Here is a 6,497-nt window from a genome sequence, read left to right as displayed (position 1 = left end):
CGTCTCCCCAGCCCATTCCCCCCGCACACACAGCAGTCTGACCCCACGCCAGCACCCGCGAGGCCAGAACCCGAGATTTTCAGTGATCTTCTAGGGCAGCCCCGCGACGTTGCGGGCGTTACGCAGGAAGGTCGTGCGCACCTTGTCGGGATCGTCGAGGTAGCTGCCCACCAGCACCGCGTCACGCAGCATGACGAACGTGTCGGCCCTGCCGTCCGGATCGTCACGGCCCGCCGCGGCGAAGTACTCGCGCAGCGCCGCACGGAACCAGGCCCGATGTTTCGCAACCACGCCGCGCACCGGGCTCGCAGGGTCGGAATACTCCGCTGTGGCGTTGATGAACGGACAGCCCCGGGTGTGGTGCCGCGCGGCGTCGTCCGCCACGCCCTCGACGGCCAGCTCCAGAAGGTGATCGGGCGACACCGCGTGCTCGGCGGCGGCCTCGAACTGCGCCCGGATCAGTGCGTCCTCGCGCTGGAGGTAGGCGATGACGAGCTGTTCCTTGCCCGCGAAGTGGCGATACATCGTTGACCGGGTCACGCCGGCTTCGCTCAGGACCCGGTCCACGCCGACCGTGTTGATGCCCTCCCGGTAGAACAGGTCGCTGGCGACCTCGAGCAGGTGGTCCCGTGGTCCCGCGGTACGCGTCTTGGCGTCTGCAGTCATGACCACATACTAGTCGATACCGATCGTTCTTTCTTGCCTGTGGGGCATGCCACAGTCGAGCTCTTTGACACAGGTCACCCGTAGATGCTTCCGTCGAGGAGGAAGGAACGTTCCTTCCTCCCTAGGAGGCATCTCATGACCGTGCATACTTCGCTCAAACGCCGCGGCGCCGCGATCCTGGCGGCCGCCGCAGCGGTGACCGCGGCCCTCGCGGTGACCGGCAGCGCCGACGCAGCCCCCGCCCACGCCGGCGATCAGCTCGCTGCCACCAAGCCCACCATCGTCCTGGTCCACGGGGCCTGGGCGGACGCTTCGAGCTTCGCTCCGGTGGCGTCCCGGCTCCAGCACGACGGCTACACCGTCCTCGACGCGCCCAGCCCGCTGCGCGGCCTGTCTGCCGACGCCGCCTCCGTCGCGGCATTCGTCAATCAGGCCACCACCGGCCCTGTCGTGCTCGTCGGCCACTCGTACGGCGGAGCGGTCATCACCAATGCCGCGGCCGGCATCTCGCGTGTCAAGGCCCTGGCGTACATCGACGCCTACGCCCCGGCGCAGGGGGAGACCGTGGCCCAGCTGACCGGTGCCAAGCCCGGCTCCTCGCTCGCGGTCCCCGACTCGACCGCGGTGTTCGACGCCGTTCAGGACCCGTCCCAGCCGCAGGGCGACGCGGACCTGTACGTCAAGCGCGACCTGTTCCCGAAGGCGTTCGCCGGCAGCCTGCCCGCCGACATCGGCGCCGAGCTTGCCGCCGCCCAGACCCCGATCACAGGCGGCGCCCTCAACGAGCAGTCGGGACCCGCGGCCTGGCAGACCGTGCCCAGCTGGTTCTTCATCGGAACGAACGACAAGGTCCTCCCGCCCGCCGAGCAGCAGGCCATGGCAGCGCGGGCCCACGGCACGGTCGTGACCGCCGCCGCGGACCACCTGTCGATGCTCGAGGTTCCGTCCGCTGTCACGAAGGTGATCGAGGACGCCGCCACCTCCGCGGGCGGCGCGCAGTGAGCTCCCCGGTCGTGTTCGTCCACGGACTTTGGATCCACGCCTCGGCGTGGCACCCGTGGGTCGACCTGTTCACGAGCGCCGGCTACGAGGCGCGGTCGGCAGACTGGCCCGGTGACGGCGACACCGTCGAGGCGGCCCGGCGCAGCCCCGACCAGGTGGCCGGCTACGGGGTCCAGGACATCACCGACCACATCGCGCGCCAGATCGGCCGGCTTCGCGAGCGCCCCGTGGTGATCGGGCACTCATTCGGCGGTTTGATCGCTCAGAAGCTCCTGGCCTCGGGCATCGCCTCGGCCGCCGTCGCCATCGACCCGGCGCCGATCAAGGGGGTGAAGGCCCTGCCGATCCCACAGATCCGTTCGGCGCTGCCGGTGCTGCGCAGCAAGGCCAACCGGGACGGGTCCGTGATGCTGACCCGCCGCCAGTTCCGCTACGCGTTCGGCAACGCCGTCAGCCGCGAGGAGTCCGACGAGTTGTACCGGCGCTGGGCGATTCCGGGACCGGGGCGACCGATATTCGACCTGACGGCCGCCAAGAAGGACCCGCGCTCGCCCACCGCGGTCGACCTGAGCGACCGCGTGCGCGGGCCCTTGCTGATCCTCGGTGGGGACCGCGACCACACCATCCCCGAAGTGGTGTCACGCCAGGCGGCCGAGCTCTACCAGCCCGGAACCAACACCGACTATCGGCGTATCCCGGGGCGCGGGCACTCGCTGGTATTCGACAGCGGTTGGCGTGAAGTCGCCGACGTCGTGCTCGACTGGGTCGGGCAGCACGACACCTCCCCGGCCCGCTGACGCGGGGCTCCGCAAACAGGCGCAAGCAACCGCACGAGAGATCCGGTCGCGGGTACCGGCGACGAGCCGCTGGTACCCGCGACAGGGCGCTGTGCCGAGGCTTGATGCCTGCGACGCCCACCGGCCCCGCCGCGGCGGGGCCGACCAGACGACGCCTGGAACGCTCAACGGAAATTCGATCTTCGGGAGGGACCTGCACCGGCTGCCCTTGGCAGGCCGCCGGCAGATGGGGGAGCGCCTGGCCGGCTGCCGCCTTGCATTTCGGACACCACGACCAGTAGTGGCTCGGCCCGAACCGTCCTGGCCGTGGCAATCGGCTCGAACAGGGCTTTTTTCTCCCCCTTACTCTGCCCGTTCCGCCCAGGAGAGCGGTGCAGTGTGGACACCGTCGACGAGGACGCGGTGCAGGCGTCCAAGCTGGGCCGCACTGCTTGCCGGAACCGGGGCCCGCCGGATCGCGGCTGCGCGTGCGTGTGGGGCGATGACACCGAGGGTCTGTGCGAGTCGGTCGAGTCGTGGGTCGGCCTGCTGGGCGACTGCCACAGGCGCGGCATGCGCGAGCCCGGGGTCGGCATGGCTCGAGCAACTCGAAGCAGGCTGCGGGACGTGGAGCCGCGAGGCCGGTAAGGAGGCCGGCCGCGACCGTTTCGCCGCCCTCGGCCAGGTCTTTCGCGGCTACTGCTCGGTGCGCGGGCGAGGTGCGCCGCACTCCACTGTTGAGGGCTGGGAGCGGGAACAAAAGCACGAGGGGGCTGGGGCAGGCTATGAGGAAGTGCTCGCCAGGTTCGCGGAGTTCGGCAACGGGCCGACTCTCGGCGAGGTAGCCGCCGTTGGTGAGGCGGCGAGAAAGGCGGGCGGATGGTCTCAGGTCAAGCCGGGCGGTGCCGTTTTGTCATGGCGGGTGTCCGGTTCTGCATCTGCCGGGCGAACCGTTTCTTCGACTAGCTGTCGCGGCGGCTTCTTCCCCGCGGCCATCGCTGCAGCCGCACGGGTCAGTTGCGCTTGCACCTGCTGGAATGCTCGGGACCGTGACCGCTTGCGTTTATGACTTGCGCTCATACTCGTTCAACCTCCCGCCGCGCGGTCCGTCACCGCAATTCCCCCAAATGGAGCATTCAACTCCGGCCCGAAGTAACGTCATCCGACGATCACCGAGGGGCGAACACACGCCGATTCGGGGCTGAGCCTGTGATGGTCCGACTGTGTCCCATGACTCTGGCCCGATGGGGGAGTGGCAAGGACTATGGAACCTGCTTCGTGGCCGGCTGGCCCCACACCGTCCGCGGCCCTGTCCTCGGCGCCCCGCCGCGGACGAGGGCCGTCGACCAGGAGAACTCCCTGAGACACCTGTCGTGGAGGGCCGGGCATTGGTGGTCGCGGTCCTCGGCGTCGACCTCGAGCGGCATCGGATCTTCCTGGCTGCAGCAGGGGGACGGTGAGCGCAGACGTCCCATGGACCAACCGGATTTCAGCTTCGGTTCGTGGAGTGTCGGCGACGGGTGAATCGTGGCCCACTTCCGAGCGGCGGCGAGCGCCACCAGCAAAGGAGGTGGACACCGCGGCGCCCGGCACTGCCTGCCGGGAGAAGCACCGCAGCCGGCCCCGCAGCGTCGAGGCGGGTCGGCGCAGGCGTTCCGCGATTCGTCGATGGCCCATCGCATGCGGCCGACTCCAGTCCAGCCCCACCACCTCCACCACATGCGCCCGCCTGACCAGGGCGAAGGCTGAGAGAAGGACATCCGTGTCCGAGCGGGTCATGCAATGGGTCCGCCGCGGATGCACCTCCACCGACCCGGCCGGCCCGCGCAGCCGACGGCACCGCTCCCATCCCCACCCGCGCTGGACCCGCCGTACCTCGGGCAGGTCAACTCGCCTGTCGCAAGGCGCCGTTTGACAAGCGCGGGCATCCGCCTCTACCGCGACCGGGAGTGCCTTCGAGCGCACCAGAACGGCCTTCCCGACTTCGCTGCCGATCGAGACGGGAGGGCCGTGTGCAACACGGATTCCGCGACCATGCCCGGCACCGCGCCGCGGGGGCATGCCCCTCTGGGGCTATGCCGCTGCTGCCTGGGCGAACGCGTCGAGGAGACCCGGCCAGCCGCCCGGCGAATCGAACGCGGCGCGGACCTCGCCCTGGGCTTCGCCGAAGCGGTCCAGGTCACGGTGTTCGAGCTCCACTCGGGTGCGATGTGGCCCTTCGGGGACGAAGCGGATCTCCACCTCAGTGATCAGCTGCGGGTCGAAGCGCCAGGCGGCGTCGATCTGCCAGGCCAGCACCAGGAGGGTGGGCGGCTTCCACGTCAGCACCCGGCCCCACTCGCACTCGCTGCCGTCGGCGTCGATCTCGTACCAGCGACCGCCTTCCCTGCCCTCGAGGACCGCCTCCTTCAGCTGCCCCTGGCCGATCTTGTGGCCGCGCGGCCACCAGCTGTCCAAGCCTTGCGTGAAGACGGTGAACGCCTTCTCGATCGGCGCGTGGACGGTCACGCTCTTGCGGACGGATCCATCAGTCATGTTCGTGCTTTCCTTCGCTCTCGGCGGCCGCGGCGAACGCGGCCAGTGCCTGATCCCAGAACCGGTCGAGCCAGGCGCGCAGAGCACCCAGCCCGGCCGGGTTGAGCTGGTACACGCGTCGCGTGCCGACCGCTCGGTCGACGACCAGCCCGGCCTCCTTGAGCACCTTCAGGTGCTGGGAGACCGCGGGACGGCTCACGGGCAGGCCCTCGGCCAGCTGCCCCACTGCCTTGGGACCGTCGACGAGACGCTCGAAGATGGCCCGCCGGGTCGGGTCGGCCAGCGCGGACAAGGCATCTTCGTAAGTCACCACTTACGTAAGCTACGACTTACGGGTGGCCGGGTCAAGCAGGACGACGAGACACAGCCACACCAGCGACCAAACCCCCGGCCGGGGCGCCAGCCGCGGCCACACCGCACAAGGAAGCGGGCCGAAGACCGCGAGCAAGCCGAACATGGCCACCGCACCGCCCCGAACCCTGAAGATCGATCCCCTGCCCACGAGCAGTCCGACATGCCCTGGAGAGGAATGCGGCGAGTGCCGCGGGGAGGTGTGACCGTCCCGGCATGCCGGGCTATGGGGGATCCACGGGCCCCGTGTCGCGGCTGGGGGGCTCACGCCCAGGGCGCGTCGTGCCCGGGCCTGCCGGGGCAGGCTCGGGGTCTCGTCGGAATCGTTCACCGGTTTGGCGGCCCGTCAGCTGGTCGCTGCACCTGGCCGTCCTGTACGGGCAGCGGCAGGCGGCGGAGCGTGCCGAGAAGCACGTCGGCACCGTCGACCTCGTCCCGCGGCGCGACCGCGTCGCTTCATGGGCCGGCCTGCATCGCCCGCAGTTGACCGCTGGCACGGCCGTGGCCCGCCCCGGCGACCGCCCGCGCCGCGCGTTGGCCGTCTGCCACCACCCGGAGTAGGCCTGCCACGCTTGACCGAGCCGGCCACCTTCCGCTGCTCCGGGGTCCCCGCTGCGGCCGTCAGAGATCCCTGCCGTCCTGCAGTACGCCCTGCCCGAGCGGCGTCGGTCCGTGTCGTTCCTGTCCGCGGTGGCGGTCCTGGCGTCACCCATGCCGCCTGGCGGAAGCAGTCGGTGCCCGTCGGTCCTGGGGATGAACACGGTCAGGGTGACACCTGGTCCTCCCTCTCGTCCCTGCAGCTCCCCGGCAAAGGGTCGGTGCGGCGCGGGTGCTGCCCGCGCGGCCGGCACCGCCGTGACCTGGCGCCGCCGGTCGGGCCGTCGCCGGGCGGATGACCCGGTCCGTTCCCGGTGGCGGCCCCGTCCGGGGGGTGAGGGGGCGGGTTCGGGGGTGTGGGCGTGATGTCGGCCATGCGAGCGGGATCACATCCTAACCAGGGCCGTAGGACCGGATGCCCCTGAAATGCACCGACAGCCCCATTCATGCACTAAGCGGACATTCGTACGTAAGGGGGTAGTAGGTCACATCATTGCGTCCGCCCTCGGCCGCCGCTAATCATGGCTGTCGTCGCCGCGAGCCGGATGACCGGAAGCGAGCGAATCCCCC

The 6,497-nt window shown here is 70.3% G+C and carries 5 protein-coding genes; 2 read left to right on the top strand and 3 right to left on the bottom strand.

What is annotated here, in order from left to right; genetic code table 11:
- Positions 1 to 90: 90 nt before the first annotated feature.
- Positions 91 to 666, bottom strand: a complete 576-nt coding sequence (locus ACIBJF_RS51300) for a TetR/AcrR family transcriptional regulator (protein ID WP_356318460.1) — start codon at positions 664 to 666, stop codon at positions 91 to 93.
- 135 nt (positions 667 to 801) lie between these two features.
- Here ACIBJF_RS51300 and ACIBJF_RS51295 point away from each other — a divergent pair, with 135 nt between their 5' ends.
- Positions 802 to 1,668: an alpha/beta fold hydrolase gene (locus ACIBJF_RS51295; RefSeq protein WP_399184779.1), complete on the top strand. Its 867-nt coding sequence runs from the start codon at positions 802 to 804 to the stop codon at positions 1,666 to 1,668.
- Positions 1,665 to 2,465 (top strand): alpha/beta hydrolase, encoded by an 801-nt coding sequence (locus ACIBJF_RS51290; protein ID WP_399184778.1) that lies wholly within the window; start codon positions 1,665 to 1,667, stop codon positions 2,463 to 2,465. The genes ACIBJF_RS51295 and ACIBJF_RS51290 overlap by 4 nt, the downstream gene beginning before the upstream one ends.
- 2,052 nt (positions 2,466 to 4,517) lie before the next feature.
- On the opposite strand, the gene ACIBJF_RS51285 is transcribed toward ACIBJF_RS51290, so the two are convergent.
- Positions 4,518 to 4,979, bottom strand: coding sequence for an SRPBCC family protein (locus tag ACIBJF_RS51285; protein ID WP_399184777.1), 462 nt, complete (start codon positions 4,977 to 4,979; stop codon positions 4,518 to 4,520).
- Complete coding sequence (locus tag ACIBJF_RS51280; RefSeq protein WP_399184776.1) at positions 4,972 to 5,292, bottom strand: ArsR/SmtB family transcription factor; 321 nt, start codon at positions 5,290 to 5,292, stop codon at positions 4,972 to 4,974. Before ACIBJF_RS51280 ends, ACIBJF_RS51285 begins: the two co-directional genes overlap by 8 nt.
- Positions 5,293 to 6,497 lie beyond the last annotated feature (1,205 nt).

The sequence above is a fragment of the Streptomyces sp. NPDC050743 genome (assembly GCF_044456925.1).
Taxonomy (GTDB): Bacteria; Actinomycetota; Actinomycetes; order Streptomycetales; family Streptomycetaceae; genus Streptomyces.
This window is presented reverse-complemented; position numbering and strand designations above follow the sequence as displayed.